Source organism: Candidatus Pantoea edessiphila, assembly GCF_002933335.1.
In the GTDB taxonomy this organism is placed as follows: domain Bacteria; phylum Pseudomonadota; class Gammaproteobacteria; order Enterobacterales; family Enterobacteriaceae; genus Pantoea_C.
This window is the reverse complement of record NZ_PDKS01000003.1, coordinates 50,760-67,234: the sequence shown is the minus strand read 5'-3', so window position 1 is coordinate 67,234 and position 16,475 is coordinate 50,760. Positions and strand designations below refer to the sequence as shown.

Here is a 16,475-nt window from a genome sequence, read left to right as displayed (position 1 = left end):
CTTTTTATTTACCACGAGCTTCAATAATAGCCTGAGCGATATTATTGGGTGCTTCATCATATCTTAAAAACTCCATTGAGTAAGAAGCACGACCTTTAGTCAACGAACGTAATTGAGTAGCGTAACCAAACATTTCAGACAAAGGTACTTCAGAATAAATAACGACACCCATTGAATTTGATTCTTGACCTCTCAAAATACCACGACGACTACTTAAATCTCCAATAACATCTCCTGTATTTTCTTCTGGTGCCTCGACTTCAACTTTCATGATTGGCTCAAGTAAAACAGGCTTAGCTTTTTTAAATCCATCTTTAAATGCTAAAGATGCGGCTAATTTGAAAGCCAGTTCTGAAGAATCTACATCATGATAAGAACCAAAGTGTAAACGAACACCTAAGTCAACTACTGGATAACCAGCTAATGGTCCTGCTTTTAACTGTTCTTGAATGCCTTTATCAACTGCTGGTATGTATTCATTAGGTATGATACCACTCTTAATATCATTAATAAATTCGTATTCTTTGTTTTTGGTTTTTAAAGGGTATAAATCTATCACTACATGACCATATTGACCACGACCACCAGACTGTTTTATATATTTACCTTCAATATCTGTAATTTTTTCACGAATTGTTTCTCTATAAGCTACTTGGGGTTTTCCTACATTAGCTTCAATATTAAATTCTCGTCTCATACGATCCACAATGATATCAAGATGCAATTCACCCATACCAGCTACAATAGTTTGATTAGATTCTTCATCAATCCATACACGAAAAGAAGGATCTTCTTTAGCTAACCTATTTAAAGCTACACTCATTTTTTCTTGATCTACTTTAGTTTTTGGCTCTAATGCGATAGATATAACTGGTTCAGGAAAATTTATACGCTCAAGAATTATTGGGGCACTAGGATCACATAAAGTATCACCAGTCATGACATCTTTTAACCCTATAGCTGCAGCTATATCTCCTGCTCGTACTTCTTTAATTTCTTCTCTTTTATTAGCATGCATTTGAACAATACGACCAAAACGTTCTCTATTAGATTTAGCAGAATTTAATACAGCATCACCTGAGCAAACTACTCCTGAATAAACTCGAAAAAATGTTAAATTACCTACAAATGGATCATTCGCAATTTTAAATGCTAATGCAGCAAATGGTTCTTTATCACTAGCTTGTCGCATAACTATATTATTATGATTAATATCTAATAAACCGTTAACTGCTGGAATATCTGTTGGTGCAGGCAAATATTCTATAACTGCATCTAACATAGACTGCACGCCTTTGTTTTTAAATGCAGAACCGCAAGTAACAAGAATTATTTCATTTTTTAACACTCTGTGGCGTAGAGAATTTTTAATTTCTTTTTCGGTGATAAAATCACCACTAAAATATTTTTCCATTAATTGATCAGATGATTCTACTGCTGCATCAATTAAATTTTGACGCCATTCCTTTACTATATTTAACATATTAATTGGAATATCTTTATATTCAAACGTCAGACCTTGATCATATTCGTTCCAGTAAATAGCTTTCATTTTAATTAAATCAATAACACCTTTAAATTCTTCCTCAGCACCAATCGCTAAATGTATAGGAACAGGATTAGCTCCTAGACGTGTTTTTAGTTGTTCTACAACATTTAAAAAATTAGCTCCCATACGATCCATTTTATTGATAAATGCTATACGAGGAACCTTGTATTTATTTGCTTGCCGCCACACAGTTTCTGATTGAGGTTGAACTCCACCAACCGCACAGTAAACCATTACTACTCCGTCAAGAATTCGCATAGAACGTTCTACTTCTATGGTGAAATCAACATGTCCAGGAGTGTCAATAATATTGATACGATGAGGATCAAATTGACTAGCCATACCAGACCAAAATGTAGTGGTAGCAGCAGAAGTAATAGTGATTCCTCTTTCTTGTTCTTGGGCCATCCAGTCCATAGTAGCTGCTCCATCATGTACTTCTCCTATTTTATGATTAACTCCTGTATAAAATAGAATACGTTCAGTAGTCGTTGTTTTACCAGCATCAATATGAGCACTAATACCGATATTGCGATAATGTGTAATAGGTGTTGTACGAGCCATTTAAATCCTCTAATTCTAATACTGTCAAAGTGACTTTAAACAAGCAAATTTTTTAAATTTACTATTATGACCAAATTAAATATTTTGATTACCAACGGTAATGAGCAAAAGCTTTATTTGCTTCTGCTGTACGATGTACTTCTTCGCGCTTTTTAACAGCGCTGCCTTTATTTTCTATAGCATCTGAAAGTTCATTTGTTAATTTAAAAATCATGGATTTTTCTGATCTTTTTCGAGCAGCAATTACTATCCAGCGCATTGCTAAAGCATTTCTTCTAATTGGACGCACCTCTACAGGAACTTGATATGTAGAGCCCCCTACTCGACGAGATTTTACTTCAATTATTGGACGTACATTTTCAATGGCCATTTCAAAAGTTTCTACTTCGCTTTTATTAAATTTTTTGGATAATATTTCAAGAGTAGAATATACTATTGATTCGGAAATGGATTTCTTACCATCTATCATTAAAATGTTTATGAACTTACCTAATAATTCAGATTTAAATCTAGGGTCGGGTAAAATTTTACGCTGACTTATAATACGGCGACGTGGCATAAAAATACTCCGTTGTATTTGTGATTTTAATTTGATATTAATATTAAGTAATATTATTCATTATAAAATGATTCAATATTAAGATTTTGGTTTTTTCATACCATATTTAGAACGTCCTTGTTTACGATTTTTAACACCTGCACAATCTAAAGCTCCACGAATAGTGTGATAACGAACACCTGGCAAGTCTTTTACTCTACCTCCTCGAATAAGGACTACTGAATGTTCTTGAAGGTTATGTCCTTCTCCTCCTATATAAGAAGTCACTTCAAAGTTATTAGTTAATTTTACTCTACAAACTTTACGAAGAGCAGAATTTGGTTTTTTTGGTGTAGTTGTATAGACTCTAGTGCATACACCTCTTTTTTGTGGACATGCCTCCAGTGCTGGCACATTAGTTTTCGTAATTCTACGGCTACGTGGCTTACGAACCAGCTGATTAATTGTTACCATTAATATTACTCCTGGATTTACTTGCTTATTTTTAAACTACATTATTTGATTAGATTTCTTAACGATAAAAGTTTAATATAGTAAAATAAATTAAATACCTATGGTGACTTTACCACATCATTTGTTGCTTATGCTTTTCTGTTAACTTAACAAAACCATTATAGTTTACTAAATATACTTTAGTGGAAATTTGTTTAATTAATCCTCTTGCTATTAAATCTTCTTCTAAAACATATATCCGAATAGATTTGTTAGTATTTAATATTTTTTCTATAGCCAAATTCCCTTTTAACGCAGCTATTACCCCATCTTGAAGTAAAATAATGTCATCTCCAATATCTAAAATTAATAGCAATGTATTCATATCGCTATAAAAAGGAGAATTAATTAAAGTATGCAACATATGTATTGTTATTTTTAAAAGGTGAGTATATGGTCATAACTTATCAGTTCTCGGGTTAATGTTTTAGAATTAACTATCTTAACTCCTAATCCATAAAATTCCTTGACCGATAAACCACGTTCTATCAATGAATCTAAACTTAGATAGTATTTTTTTATACCATATAATTTCAAAATATAAAAAGTAGGATAATAGTGTCGATTAAAAATTAATTCAGGGTTTTGAGTAGAATTTAATTGCAATACACCGTCTCCGATAAAAAAAATTCCTAAATTTTTGTTTGATTCACCAATTGCTAGAGCAGCATTTAATCCTTCTAAACCTGAACTGCTACCATAAGGCATATGCGAAAATACAAAAGCTATACTTTTCACTAAAATTGTACCACTCTATCACTTTTTACAATATCTGCTGCTAGTGACCTTAAACTACTAAAATTAAAACCAAGTTGAAGATTACCTAAGAAACAATATCGATGTTCAGCTTCTTGTGCATTTAATATGCCACGATAAAAAGCAGATGAAATACATATTTTTAACAAAACACCTTCTTTCTTATTAAGATCTTGCCATGCTTTTAATAAATTAAATTCATTTTTAGGAATGATAATAAACAGATTAGCATTTAATACACCCTCTCTATAAAAAAAAATACTACTCAACTTATGTCCTTCTTTTAGAAGTGCATAAGAAAACAATAAAGCACTAGTTGCATTTTGACTTCCAAATGGTGGTCCGGTTACTAACAAACTGTAATTCATTTAGAACAAATACCTTATTATATTTCATTTAAATAAAATGCTTGAAACAACACCATTAGATAATTTTTTATTAATATTTAAGTTTAATAAATAGGAAGACAAATTACCATTATTGACATTTATTTTTAAATAATTATTTTATTTAATTTTGATAATTGATATAATTAGTAATTAATATTAAAAATTGCTTTTAAAGCAACGTGAAATTACATTGTTAAAATGTGATACTTAAAATTTTACTTTTTAACTAACTAACAAATTAGGCTGTATCTCACATATTATCTTTCCTAATGTATATTATATGTTCATATTAAAAATAACAACATTAAAAACGTACTAACGTAAGAATAACGAAATATTATTAAATATTGCAATTGCAATTATTAACAAAAGCATCTCTTTATTATATTTGTAATGTATTTGTCAATAATTTATTTCTAATAAATATTCAATAAATCAATTTTATTCAAGATGGTTAACAAAAAATATAAACATGTAAAATGTATGCTACCATAAATTAAAACATAATTTTACTAAAATTAAAAAATATTTTCAATGATTTTTAGATAAAAATCCTGTTCTAGAATTTACATAGATAATATAAAAAACAACTTATAGACATATAAATCTAGTTATATTATATCAATAATAAAATAAATTATTAATGCTAAATAAATATTATAGAAAATATTTATCATATAAATCTTAAAATATAATCTAAATGGTAATATTATATTTCTTAACGATTATACATAAATTCATAAAAATTTAAAAATTATTTTTATGCTGTTTATTTATAAAGTTACTATAATAATATCTAAATTGTGATATTTTATTCGATATTAATTATTTAATTAAATCATATAGAAATCTAAACATTATCAATATATAAGAAAATATATTAATGAATATCATATATTTAAATTATAAAGAGATTGAAATCATGGTATTGATTGAAATCATTGAATGATACTAATACTATATAATTATTTAGCATAAATTAATCAGAATGTTTTCTAAAAATAGTAATTAATAATATATTTATATTATATGATAAAAATAAAAAAATATAAAATCCTAAGCATTTTATTATTTGAAGTTTATTAAGGATTGTTTTGCTTTTAATAAGAAAATAACTAACATCTGCATAGTCTAATATAATAGGCGAAATATTATTACCCATATTTTTTTTGGGCATGATTAAAACAGAGGATAATATCGAATGGTTTTCGGCAAACCACCAATAGAATCTATACTTGAATGGTTTCTGTCTCATTGCCATATTCATAAGTATCCATCTAAAAGTACACTGATTTACCAAGGAGAAAAATCTGATACTCTTTATTATATTGTTAAGGGATCCGTTTCAGTATTAATAAAAGATACTGAAGGAAAAGAAATGATCCTTTCTTATTTGAATCAAGGTGATTTTATTGGTGAATTAGGACTGTTTGAAAAAGATAAGGCACGTAGCGCTTGGGTACGCGCAAAAATTGCATGTGAAGTGGCAGAAATTTCTTATACAAAATTTCGTCAATTAATTCAATTAAATCCAAATATCTTAATTAGAGTGTCATCACAAATGGCATGTCGTTTGCAAGTAACTTCAGAAAAAGTTGGTGACCTTGCATTTTTGGATGTAACAGCTCGTATCTCTAAAACATTATTCCATTTGACTAAACAACCAGATGCAATGACACATCCAGAAGGAATGCAAATTAAAATTACTAGACAAGAAATAGGGCAAATAGTTGGCTGTTCACGTGAAACAGTAGGACGTATTTTAAAAGTATTAGAAGATAAAAAATTAATTTCTGCTCATGGCAAAACAATAGTAGTTTACGGTTCTAGATAATTAACATAACGGCATAGATAAGTAAGATTATGCCGTTATTACCATTTCAAATTTAAAATTTAATGATAATTATTATTAATGTATTAATTTATTTTTAAGAAAAATCTTTATATTTTTTATATATAATTATAAAACACCATAAATAATATTAATATTTTCAATATGTAAAATTATTATACTAACACCACAACCCCAATGCTTTATAAACTTTATTTATTGTTTTTTTTGCTCTTATTTTTGCTTGCTTAGCTCCTTGATTCATTATTTGTTTAAGTAATGGTATATCATTGCGATAATGATAATAACGTTCTTGAATGCTTGATAACATTAAAAAAATTTCATTTGAAACTTCAGATTTTAAATGACTATACATTTTCCCTTTAAATTCTTCTTCTAATCTAGCAATATCTTTACCAGTTAATCCTGACAAGATATCAAGTAGATTAGAAATACCAGCTTTTCCTTGCAAATCATATCGAATTACAGGGGGATTATCAGAATCAGTAATAGCGTGTTTAATTTTTTTCGTGATAAAATTAAAATTGTCTAATAAACCTATAACATTATTACGATTAATGTCTGATTTAGACATTTTTTTATTCGTTTCTATCAGAGACATAATTCGCTTACAAGATTGTGGAATCATTGTATCTGGAATTTTAAAAATATCACCATAAGTATCGTTAAAACGTTTAGCAATATGACGACTTAATTCTATATGTTGTTTTTGATCTGCACCTACAGGAACTTGATTTGTTTGATATAATAAAATATCAGATGCCATTAATACTGGATAATTAAATATTCCCAAATTTATATTATCTTTATGCATTAATTTGTTTTTGAATTGTGTCATACGAGCCAGTTCACCAAAATAACAAAAACAACTTAAAATCCAATTAAGTTGAGCATGTTCAACTACATGTGACTGAACAAAAACAATGCTTTTATTGGGATCAATACCGCATGCTAAATAAAGAGCTAATGTATCTAAAATAGATTTATTTAATATTTCAGCGTTTGGATGTGCAGTTAAGGTATGTAGATCTACAATGCAATATATACATTCAAAATCATCTTGTATTTTAACCCATTGACGAATAGCACCTAAATAATTACCTATGGTTAATTCTCCAGATGGTTGAGCACCGCTAAAAACTACAAATTTTTTCATGATTACATCCTAATTATTTAGGATAACAAAATTTTATTGTTAAAGAGTTAAAATATATAAAATTTATTTGTTTTATATTATTTAATAAATAATTATGTTTAGTATATTTATTATGAATAATATATTAAAATGAATGTTAAAAAGAACAAAATATTAAATTATTTTGTTTCTATTTCTTTACGCATATAGTCAATAACTTTTTTATAATTATTACTATTAAAAATAGCAGATCCTACAACAAACATATTTGCTCCACATGCAGCTATTTTACCAATATTATCCATTTTTATCCCTCCATCAACTTCAAGCATGATATTATATCCACTTTCATCAATAATTTTACGTACTTTACGTATTTTTTCTAATGTACTTGGGATAAAAATTTGATTGCTAAAACCTGGGTTTACCGACATTAATACTATTATATCTAATTTATCCATTAAATAATCAAGATAATTTAGAGACGTTGTAGTATTGAATACTAGACCAGCTTTACAACCATATTCTTTTATTATTTGTATTGAACGATCAACATGCTTACTTGCTTCTGGGTGAAATGTAATATAATTAGAACCTGCTTTTGCAAAATCAGGTATTAATGAATCTACTGGTTTAATCATAAGATGTACATCAATCGGTGCTTTAATACCATAAGTGCGCAAAGATTCTAAAACCATTGGTCCTATAGTAAGATTAGGAACGTAATGGTTATCCATAACATCAAAATGAATTACATCTCCTCCTGAACGTAATGCATTATTAATATCTTCACCTAAAACAGCAAAATTGGCTGAAAGTATTGAAGGAGCTAACAAATATTTTTTCATCTAAATTACCTGATTTATTAGATGTATATTATACTAAAATATAAGCATTATTCATAATGCATATTTTATATAAGAATATAAAAAATTTTATTATTATATAACAAAGATTTATTATTTAAACAAACAATGAATTACAATGTTTTATATCACTTTAGTATTATTAAATAATCATATGTTTTATCTAAATAATATATAATTATTTAATTAATAGAAAATTTTCTTGTTGCTAAAAACAAATCTTATATATAATCAGTATCAGCAGGATATACTTGTTTAACAAATAAATATATGGTTTAACATTAATTTTTAATTTAACACTCACTAATTGCATCTATTATTAACTGATTAGGTATATTATCGCGTATTTCCGAAACACCAATAGATAATGGAATTACTAATCTTAGTTGATTTGATACTGTTTTTTTATCACGAATCATATAACTTAGATAATTGTTAGCTGTCATTTCTGTAGGACCTTGTATTGGTAAGTTAGCCCGTTGTAATAAATTGATAATTCTATTACTATGCTCTGATTTAAATTGTACAAAACGTTCAGCAATACGTACAGCCATCACTATACCAACCGATATAGCTTCCCCATGGAGCCATTTTCCATAACCCATAAAAGCTTCAATGGCATGACCAAAAGTATGACCAAGGTTTAATAATGATCTGTACCCTATATCATGTTCATCATTAGAAACTAAACTTGCCTTTAATTCACAACATTTTCGTATACAATAAACAAGAGCATGCTTTTCTAAAACCATTAATAAATCAAGATTTTGTTCAATCCATTGAAAAAATGAACTGTCTAGAGCTATACCATATTTAATAATTTCTGCTAATCCTGAACTGAATTCACGAGCAGGTAAAGAACATAAAAAATCAGTGTCAACAATTACTGATGTGGGTTGATAGAATGCACCAATCATATTTTTGCCTAAAATGTGATTAACACCTGTTTTACCACCTACTGATGAATCTACTTGTGCAAGTAAACTTGTCGGTATTTGAATAAAACGGATTCCTCGTTGATAGATAGCTGCGGCAAAACCAGTAATATCTCCTATCACACCTCCTCCAAAAGCAATCAATATCGTATCACGACCATGTGACTTTTGAAGCAAAGAGCCAATTATTCGATCAACTGTTTTAATATTTTTATACTTTTCTCCATCAGGTAAAATGACATAATCAACTTTTATTTTTGATTTTTTCATTAATGTTAGAATTTTACCTAAATACATGGACGATAAAGTTTCATTAGTGACTATCATAACTCGATCACCAGATATTAAAGGCCAAAAAGAAATATCATTACATAATCCCGAGGATATAACGATTGTGTAACTTCTACTTCCTAATGAAATAGTAACTTTTTCCATAGAAGTTATTACCTATAATTTTATTATATTTTTTACTTAAGATCTTAAATTGTTTGTTTTCCCCAACATATGCATGATCTGATTTGCTACAATTTTAGTACTCTGATTATCAGTGCTAATTGTAATATCAGCTATTTCTCTGTATAAGGGATTACGTTCTTTAGCTAAAGTTTTGAGTATCTTGATGGGTGATAAATTAACTTGCAATTGCAATAAAGGTCTTTTTTTATCCCTTTTTGTACGGGATAATTGTTTTTCTACAGTTGTTTCTAAATAAACTACAATTCCTCGAGCGGAAAGGCAGTTTCGAGTATGTTGTGATTTTACTGAACCTCCGCCTGTTGCAAGTACAATACCTTGTTTTGCAGTTAGTTCGTTGATAATTTTTTCTTCTCGTTCGCGAAAACCTTCTTCTCCTTCAACATCGAAAACCCAGCTTATATCTGCTCCTGTGCGCTGTTCAATTTCTTGATCTGAATCAAAAAAATCCATTTTTAGCTGTTGAGCTAAATGACGGCCAATAGTACTTTTTCCAGCACCCATAGGACCAACTAGAAAGATATTACGTTTCTCTGCCATGTTTTTGGTATTAATAATGTTTGTTAATGATATCCAGCAATCGCTTTAAGCTGGCCAGATAAAAGAACTGAAATATCTTGAGTATTAAAACCCATGTTACTTATTATAATAGAACCAAACACAAACTGATAAACAATTCAAGTTATCTAATAAAATGATATTAATTTCATTAAGATTGTTAAGTTATTAATCATCATATGTTATGATATTATATTCATAACATTATTTATGCAATAAAATTTTTTAATCTTAAATAAAATTTAATTATTTTACCTAAAACAGTTATATTTTATTTCTTCTATAATAAGAAAAAGATATCTATATCAATAAAAATATTTCTTATAAAAGATTATTTATAAAATATCTTCATCATTATTTAATTTGTATTTAATATATTAATTATTATGATTTAATTATAAATTATTAACAATTACAGGATTTAAATATTAACAGTTAAATTTTGTTTTTTTTAATAAACATTCTCGTGCAAGAAATAGAGCACTAATATTACGAGCTTCACAAAAACTTGGTTCTTTTAGTAAATCCATCATTTTATTTAAAGGCCATTTATATATAATTAGCGATTCAGGTTCATCTCCCTGTAATTTTTTTTCATAAAGGCCTTCTGCTAAAAAAATATTATTAATACTGCAAAGATAAGAAGGAGCAATATTAAACTTGCCGATAAATTCTAATTCAGTAGAACCATATCCTGTTTCTTCTTTAAGCTCGCGATCTGCTGCTTCTGTGGTTGATTCACCAAAATTAATTAGACCTTTAGGAAAACCAATAGTATAATTTTCTATCCCTACAGCATATTCTTGAATTAATACCAAATTGCCATTAATTATAGGTACAATGATTACCGTTTCAAGATTAGTTGATTTAATACGTTCATAAACTCGATATTCACCGTTATGAAAAATTAACTCTACTGATTCAATGTTAAATAATCTAGACGTTCCTACCTTTTTTACATCAATAATTTCAGGCTTTTTATTTTGTTTTTTCATGATTGCCATTTATGATTTAATCAAATAAACTTATTCTTACTAATATTATAATAGTACTTTTAAAGTATAATACTCCTAAATTGGTAATATCACATATGTTATTAATCAAGATTATTATCAATATTATGAATTATTAAAAATAATATTGAGTTAATTGTTATTTTCCATATAAAACTTAATCTTAATTAAGAATTATATATTTAAGAAATCAACAACATATTTATAAAACATATAAGGATGTGAAATAAAAGGAGCATGAGCTGCTTTTTCTAATATAATAGAAGAAGATTTCGGAATAATATCATCTAATATTGGTACAATATTACGCGGAACTAAACTATCTAGAGATCCATAAATACGTAAAAATGGAATTTTCACTAAAGCTAATTCTTTTCTTAGATCAGTATCATATAAAATTTTTAAACCATTACTTAATACTTCTATTGATGGAATAGGTTGAGAAAAAATCATTCGTTTCAAATTCAAAATGTTGATATGAGAATTTTTTAATCCTAATGTTTGTAATATCAAAAAACGTTCTATTGCTTGCTTTAAGTTATTTTGAACATGGTACTTGAAATTATCTAATATTTTAGGTTTTATCCCTGGCCATGATTTTGTAGATATAAACTTTGGTGATGATGACACAGTAATAATTCCTCTCAATTTTTTGGGTTTAATTAAAGCTAATTGCATAGCTATTAATCCACCTAATGACCAACCAATTACCACTGATTGATCAGGCAAAAATGGTATCAATTGTTTTGCTAGATCATTTAAGGTTAAAAAATTGAATGTTGGATTACAGCCATAACCTGGTAAATCAATTAGATGTAAAAGAAATTCTTTTTCAAAAAGAGGTATGATAGTATTCCAAATTTTTGAATTAATTGCCCAACCGTGTAAAAAAACTAGATTAATATCACCTTTTCCAAAAGTTTGCAAGTACATAGGATATCTTTGAGTTTGAGTTATAAAATATTGTTTACTTAATATTATTAATATAAATAATTATTTGTTGTTTATATTCAGATAAAATATAATTGTTATTATAAATAATTGCTAATATATCTTGTATATTTATATCATAAAAATTGAGTAATTAACGATGATTACAATAAGTGATTCCGCTAGAAAATATTTTTTAAAATTATTAGATCAACAAGAAAATGGTACGCAAATACGCATTTTTGTAAACAATCCTGGTAAACCTGAAGCCGAATGTACTGTTTCTTATTGTCAACCACATAATGTTAAGGATACAGATACTAAACTAAAATTTAAAAAATTATCTGTTTATATTGATCCTATAAGTTTACCTTATTTAAAATCAGCTGAAATTGACTTAGCAGTGGACGATCTTGGATCTCAGCTGACATTAAAAGCACCAAATGCTACAAAATCTTACAAATTACCGGAGAACACACCAATTTATAGAAAAGTAGAATATTTATTGTATACACAAATTAATCCTAGGTTAGCTGAACATGGTGGACATGTGTCATTAGTTGAAATTACTGATGATAATTATGCTGTACTAAAATTTGGAGGGGGATGCAATGGATGTGCAATGATCAATGTTACCTTAAAGGATAGCGTAGAAAAAGAAATACTATTAGCTTTTCCCTTTTTAAAAGGAGTAATTGATAACACTGAACACCTACATGGAAGACATTCTTATTTTTAATAATTTCTTCAAACATGACTATATAATTACATGTAATGAACTAATGATAGTTTAACCTGATATCAGCTAGTATGTCATTCATTTTATATATTAGTTATACTAAATTCAAGATATATTGTTATTTATAATAAACAATATTTATTTAATAACGATAATTGAGTGAATTATATTCAATAAAATTACTTTTATTTTATGATATTATGATAATTATTGATAGTAATTAAATAGTTAATATAGTTAATAATTAATAAATGTTTATTTATTGTTTTTTAAGATATTCTAATTTACTAATAAAAATAACATTCGTCGTATCGGTTCTGCAGCACCCCACAGTAATTGATCACCAACAGTAAAAGCAGAAAGATATTGAGGACCCATATTAAGTTTTCTTAAGCGACCAATAGGGGTAAATAATGTTCCGGTAACTGAAGCAGGAGTTAATTGCAACATTGTTAATTCAGGATCATTAGGAATTACTTTAACCCACTTATTATGTGAATCTAGTATTATTTCAATTTCCTCTAATGTTATATTTTTATTTAGTTTGATAGTAAATGCTTGACTATGACAACGTAATGTGCCAATACGTACACACAATCCATCAATGGGAATAATTACTTGATTGTTAAGAATTTTATTGGTTTCTGCTTGACCTTTCCATTCTTCTCTGCTTTGACCATTTATCAATTTTTTATCTATCCAAGGAATTAAACTAGTTGCTAAAGGTACTACAAAATTATCTTTAGGAAAAACACTAGAGTTTATAATATTACTAATATTACGTTCAATATCTAAAACAAGAGCTGCTGGATTATTTAAACTTTGAGATACATGATTATAAATAACTCCCATTTGCATTAATAATTCTTTCATATGTAGAGAACCACAGCCGGAAGCCGCTTGGTAAGTTGCAACTGATACCCAATCAATTAGATTTTTAGAAAATAAGCCACCTAATGCCATTAACATTAAACTTACAGTACAGTTACCTCCTACAAAAGTCTTGATACCTTGATCTATCCCTTGACAAATTAATTTATAGTTAACTGGATCTAGAACAATAATTGTATCTTTTTGCATACGTAAAATAGAAGCAGCATCTATCCAATATCCTTTCCAACCTATATTTCTTAATTTAGGATATATTTGTTTAGTATACTCGCTGCCTTGACAAGTAATTAATATATCTAAACTTTTTAATAATTTTATATCAAAAGCATCTTGAAGAACATCATTATGATCACCTCCAAAATTTGGTGATGTTTCTCCTTTTTGTGAAGTAGAAAAAAATACTGAATTAATAACATTAAAATCATTTTCTTCTACCATTCTAGACATTAATACCGAACCAACCATGCCACGCCAACCTATAAAACCAACATTTTTCATATTATATCCATTTTAAATTATTTAAATATCTAATTTCTTTTAAAGTAAACAATAGGGTATTAATTTTACTAATGCTATGTGTAATAATTAGACATACACAGTATTTATTTTAAAAGTATATTTATTTTAATAAATAAAAACAATTTATTTAAAATAAGTATTTTGCAAACTCAACTAATAAAATTTATTTACAAATAAGGCATTAAATAAATGAACGAAATAATTTCTGGAACGATACTATTGTTATTAATTATGGATCCATTAGGTAATTTACCTATTTTTATGTCAATTTTAAAATATATTGATCCTAAACGCAGGAAAGTAATTTTAATTCGCGAAATGATCATATCTTTGATAATTATGGTGATGTTTTTGTTTTTAGGAGAATCAATATTAAATTTTTTAAATTTGCGTACAGAGTCTGTATCAATTTCTGGTGGCATTATTTTATTTTTAATAGCTATTAAAATGATTTTTCCTTCATCTGAAGACAATAATACGGTATTTACAGCAGGTGATGAAGAACCATTTTTAGTACCTTTAGCAATCCCATTAGTTGCTGGACCGTCTTTATTAGCTACCTTGATGATGTTGGCTCATCAATACTATAATCAAATGCATGTTATTATAATTTCAATATTAATTGCATGGTTATTGACATTAATAATCTTATTACTTTCAGAACTATTTTTACGCATACTTGGAGAAAAAGGCGTTAATGCACTAGAGAGACTAATGGGATTGGTATTAGTTATATTAGCAACGCAAATGTTCTTAGATGGTATTAGAGTTTACTTAAAATTATAAATTATATGCTATAAGTATATGAAGCTTTAATATTTAAATTTCGTATATTGTTTTATTAAATTATTAAAAATAAAAATTATAAATATTTAATTAATTTAATAATATTTTACTTCAAATACAAACCATAAAAATATAATTACTTGATTTGAATGCATTTAGTTAATGTTAAACATATAATATATAGGATTTATTAATCATACATTAAAATGTAAATATAACATATAATACTTTAATATTATTTTTAAGATTCAATTGCTATTCTTAGTTTTTTCATTGCATTTTTTTCAAGTTGACGCACACGTTCGGCTGAAACACCGTATTTACTAGCAAGTTCTTGAAGAGTAGTTTTACTATCTTCTTCAAGCCAACGCGTGCGTATAATGTGTTTGCTACGCTCATCTAGGCTTTCTAATGCATAACTTAATTTATCTGCTGCATGTAAACCCCAGTTGTTTTCCTCTATACCATTAGCGAAATCAGAAGTTTTATCTTGAAGATATAATACAGGAGCCATGGATTTATCATCACCATTTTCATCATTATTAAACAGATCGAAAGTCATATCCTGAGCAGCCATACGTGATTCCATTTCACGTACATCCCTACTACTTACCCCTAATTCACGGGCTACCATTTCTACTTCATCTTGGTTAAACCATCCCAAATGTTTTTTGCTTTTTCTAAGATTAAAAAATAATTTTCGCTGAGCCTTAGTAGTAGCTACTTTTACAATCCGCCAATTACGTAAAACATATTCGTGTATTTCTGCTTTAATCCAATGAACAGCAAAAGATACAAGTCGAACACCAACTTCAGGATTAAATCTTCTTACAGCTTTCATTAATCCAATATTACCTTCTTGAATTAAATCAGCTTGAGGTAATCCATATCCAGAATAATTACGAGCTATGTGAACTACAAATCGCAAATGAGATAAAATTAAGACCTTAGCAGATTCTAGATCTCCATGATAGTGTAATTGTATAGCTAAACTTTTTTCTTCTTCTGCTGATAACATAGGCAATATATTAGCAGCTTGAATATAAGATTCTAAGTTACCTAATGGAGCTACAGTTAAATTTTGTGTGTGTTTTATCATTACAACTCCTTATAGCATTAATATAAATTAAGTATACATTAATTAATGTAAATCTTGTCATGATAAATAAAACAACAATTATTTTAATAGTGTAAGTCATTATTGTTAATTTTAAATTATTTTAATAATAGTCTCATGAAAACAATTAATTTGTATTTATCATAATAATGATAATATACAATAAATTATAATCTATAGATAATAAAACTATTAAAAGATATAAGGCCTAGTTAAATTTTATACTAGTGATAAATTTTAATTTTGTAGATATTACTAATATAGATTATTCGGTTAAGTGATTTTTAGAAATATTAAATATTTTATTTTAATGTAAACTATATCAAAAGAATAGTAATATCAGAACTATTA

Annotated in this window: 17 protein-coding genes; 3 read left to right on the top strand and 14 right to left on the bottom strand. The window is 27.4% G+C overall.

Features of this window, described 5'->3' with window-relative positions:
* Positions 1-4: 4 nt before the first annotated feature.
* The 6 genes from fusA to tusD all read right to left on the bottom strand — a co-directional run bounded on the left by fusA (position 5) and on the right by tusD (position 4,288).
* Complete coding sequence (fusA, locus tag CRV11_RS02625; RefSeq protein WP_136131788.1) at positions 5-2,113, bottom strand: elongation factor G; 2,109 nt, start codon at positions 2,111-2,113, stop codon at positions 5-7.
* 88 nt (positions 2,114-2,201) lie between these two features.
* Positions 2,202-2,672 carry a 30S ribosomal protein S7 gene (gene rpsG / locus CRV11_RS02620; RefSeq protein ID WP_136131787.1) on the bottom strand — a complete coding sequence of 157 codons (471 nt, stop codon included), beginning with the start codon at positions 2,670-2,672 and terminating at the stop codon, positions 2,202-2,204.
* A gap of 78 nt (positions 2,673-2,750) precedes the next feature.
* Positions 2,751-3,125, bottom strand: coding sequence for a 30S ribosomal protein S12 (gene rpsL, locus CRV11_RS02615; protein ID WP_136131786.1), 375 nt, complete (start codon positions 3,123-3,125; stop codon positions 2,751-2,753).
* A gap of 109 nt (positions 3,126-3,234) precedes the next feature.
* Positions 3,235-3,528, bottom strand: coding sequence for a sulfurtransferase complex subunit TusB (gene tusB, locus CRV11_RS02610; protein ID WP_136131785.1), 294 nt, complete (start codon positions 3,526-3,528; stop codon positions 3,235-3,237).
* Positions 3,529-3,542: 14 nt separating this feature from the next.
* Entirely contained in the window at positions 3,543-3,902 is a 360-nt protein-coding gene (gene tusC, locus CRV11_RS02605) for a sulfurtransferase complex subunit TusC (RefSeq protein WP_136131784.1), read from the bottom strand.
* A complete protein-coding gene (gene tusD, locus CRV11_RS02600) occupies positions 3,902-4,288 on the bottom strand; it encodes a sulfurtransferase complex subunit TusD (protein ID WP_136131783.1) in 387 nt (128 codons plus the stop codon). The genes tusC and tusD overlap by 1 nt, the downstream gene beginning before the upstream one ends.
* Positions 4,289-5,510: 1,222 nt before the next feature.
* On the opposite strand from tusD, the gene crp reads away from it, so the two are divergent.
* A complete protein-coding gene (gene crp / locus CRV11_RS02595; RefSeq protein WP_136131782.1) occupies positions 5,511-6,143 on the top strand; it encodes a cAMP-activated global transcriptional regulator CRP in 633 nt (210 codons plus the stop codon).
* A 178-nt stretch (positions 6,144-6,321) separates the two neighbouring features.
* On the opposite strand, the gene trpS is transcribed toward crp, so the two are convergent.
* The 6 genes from trpS to bioH form a co-directional block, all read right to left on the bottom strand.
* Entirely contained in the window at positions 6,322-7,317 is a 996-nt protein-coding gene (gene trpS, locus CRV11_RS02590) for a tryptophan--tRNA ligase (protein WP_136131781.1), read from the bottom strand.
* Positions 7,318-7,475: 158 nt separating this feature from the next.
* Complete coding sequence (gene rpe, locus CRV11_RS02585; protein WP_136131780.1) at positions 7,476-8,144, bottom strand: ribulose-phosphate 3-epimerase; 669 nt, start codon at positions 8,142-8,144, stop codon at positions 7,476-7,478.
* A gap of 311 nt (positions 8,145-8,455) precedes the next feature.
* A complete protein-coding gene (gene aroB, locus CRV11_RS02580) occupies positions 8,456-9,532 on the bottom strand; it encodes a 3-dehydroquinate synthase (protein ID WP_136131779.1) in 1,077 nt (358 codons plus the stop codon).
* Positions 9,533-9,568: 36 nt separating this feature from the next.
* Positions 9,569-10,111, bottom strand: coding sequence for a shikimate kinase AroK (gene aroK, locus CRV11_RS02575; protein ID WP_136131778.1), 543 nt, complete (start codon positions 10,109-10,111; stop codon positions 9,569-9,571).
* Positions 10,112-10,557: 446 nt separating this feature from the next.
* On the bottom strand, positions 10,558-11,124 hold the full coding sequence (gene nudE, locus CRV11_RS02570; RefSeq protein WP_136131777.1) for an ADP compounds hydrolase NudE: 567 nt from the start codon (positions 11,122-11,124) through the stop codon (positions 10,558-10,560).
* A 192-nt stretch (positions 11,125-11,316) separates the two neighbouring features.
* Positions 11,317-12,075, bottom strand: a complete 759-nt coding sequence (gene bioH / locus CRV11_RS02565; RefSeq protein WP_136131776.1) for a pimeloyl-ACP methyl ester esterase BioH — start codon at positions 12,073-12,075, stop codon at positions 11,317-11,319.
* Between the two features lie 157 nt (positions 12,076-12,232).
* Here bioH and nfuA point away from each other — a divergent pair, with 157 nt between their 5' ends.
* The gene (gene nfuA / locus CRV11_RS02560) at positions 12,233-12,811 is read left to right on the top strand and encodes a Fe-S biogenesis protein NfuA (protein ID WP_136131775.1); all 579 of its coding nucleotides are present in this window, start codon (positions 12,233-12,235) and stop codon (positions 12,809-12,811) included.
* Between the two features lie 279 nt (positions 12,812-13,090).
* Here nfuA and asd read toward each other — a convergent pair whose 3' ends face one another.
* On the bottom strand, positions 13,091-14,200 hold the full coding sequence (gene asd / locus CRV11_RS02555) for an aspartate-semialdehyde dehydrogenase (RefSeq protein WP_136131774.1): 1,110 nt from the start codon (positions 14,198-14,200) through the stop codon (positions 13,091-13,093).
* Positions 14,201-14,410: 210 nt separating this feature from the next.
* On the opposite strand from asd, the gene CRV11_RS02550 reads away from it, so the two are divergent.
* Positions 14,411-15,007, top strand: a complete 597-nt coding sequence (locus tag CRV11_RS02550) for a YhgN family NAAT transporter (protein ID WP_136131773.1) — start codon at positions 14,411-14,413, stop codon at positions 15,005-15,007.
* A gap of 241 nt (positions 15,008-15,248) precedes the next feature.
* Here CRV11_RS02550 and rpoH read toward each other — a convergent pair whose 3' ends face one another.
* Positions 15,249-16,106 (bottom strand): RNA polymerase sigma factor RpoH, encoded by an 858-nt coding sequence (gene rpoH / locus CRV11_RS02545; protein WP_136131772.1) that lies wholly within the window; start codon positions 16,104-16,106, stop codon positions 15,249-15,251.
* Between the last annotated feature and the right edge of the window lie 369 nt (positions 16,107-16,475).

Bases quoted from the DNA above. Each gene is read 5' to 3' on its own strand.
- fusA (WP_136131788.1), bottom strand. From the start codon at position 2,113: ATGGCTCGTACAACACCTATTACACATTATCGCAATATCGGTATTAGT.
- rpsG (WP_136131787.1), bottom strand. From the start codon at position 2,672: ATGCCACGTCGCCGTATTATAAGTCAGCGTAAAATTTTACCCGACCCT.
- rpsL (WP_136131786.1), bottom strand. From the start codon at position 3,125: ATGGTAACAATTAATCAGCTGGTTCGTAAGCCACGTAGCCGTAGAATT.
- tusB (WP_136131785.1), bottom strand. From the start codon at position 3,528: ATGTTGCATACTTTAATTAATTCTCCTTTTTATAGCGATATGAATACA.
- tusD (WP_136131783.1), bottom strand. From the start codon at position 4,288: ATGAATTACAGTTTGTTAGTAACCGGACCACCATTTGGAAGTCAAAAT.
- crp (WP_136131782.1), top strand. From the start codon at position 5,511: ATGGTTTTCGGCAAACCACCAATAGAATCTATACTTGAATGGTTTCTG.
- trpS (WP_136131781.1), bottom strand. From the start codon at position 7,317: ATGAAAAAATTTGTAGTTTTTAGCGGTGCTCAACCATCTGGAGAATTA.
- rpe (WP_136131780.1), bottom strand. From the start codon at position 8,144: ATGAAAAAATATTTGTTAGCTCCTTCAATACTTTCAGCCAATTTTGCT.
- aroB (WP_136131779.1), bottom strand. From the start codon at position 9,532: ATGGAAAAAGTTACTATTTCATTAGGAAGTAGAAGTTACACAATCGTT.
- aroK (WP_136131778.1), bottom strand. From the start codon at position 10,111: ATGGCAGAGAAACGTAATATCTTTCTAGTTGGTCCTATGGGTGCTGGA.
- nudE (WP_136131777.1), bottom strand. From the start codon at position 11,124: ATGAAAAAACAAAATAAAAAGCCTGAAATTATTGATGTAAAAAAGGTA.
- bioH (WP_136131776.1), bottom strand. From the start codon at position 12,075: ATGTACTTGCAAACTTTTGGAAAAGGTGATATTAATCTAGTTTTTTTA.
- nfuA (WP_136131775.1), top strand. From the start codon at position 12,233: ATGATTACAATAAGTGATTCCGCTAGAAAATATTTTTTAAAATTATTA.
- asd (WP_136131774.1), bottom strand. From the start codon at position 14,200: ATGAAAAATGTTGGTTTTATAGGTTGGCGTGGCATGGTTGGTTCGGTA.
- CRV11_RS02550 (WP_136131773.1), top strand. From the start codon at position 14,411: ATGAACGAAATAATTTCTGGAACGATACTATTGTTATTAATTATGGAT.
- rpoH (WP_136131772.1), bottom strand. From the start codon at position 16,106: ATGATAAAACACACACAAAATTTAACTGTAGCTCCATTAGGTAACTTA.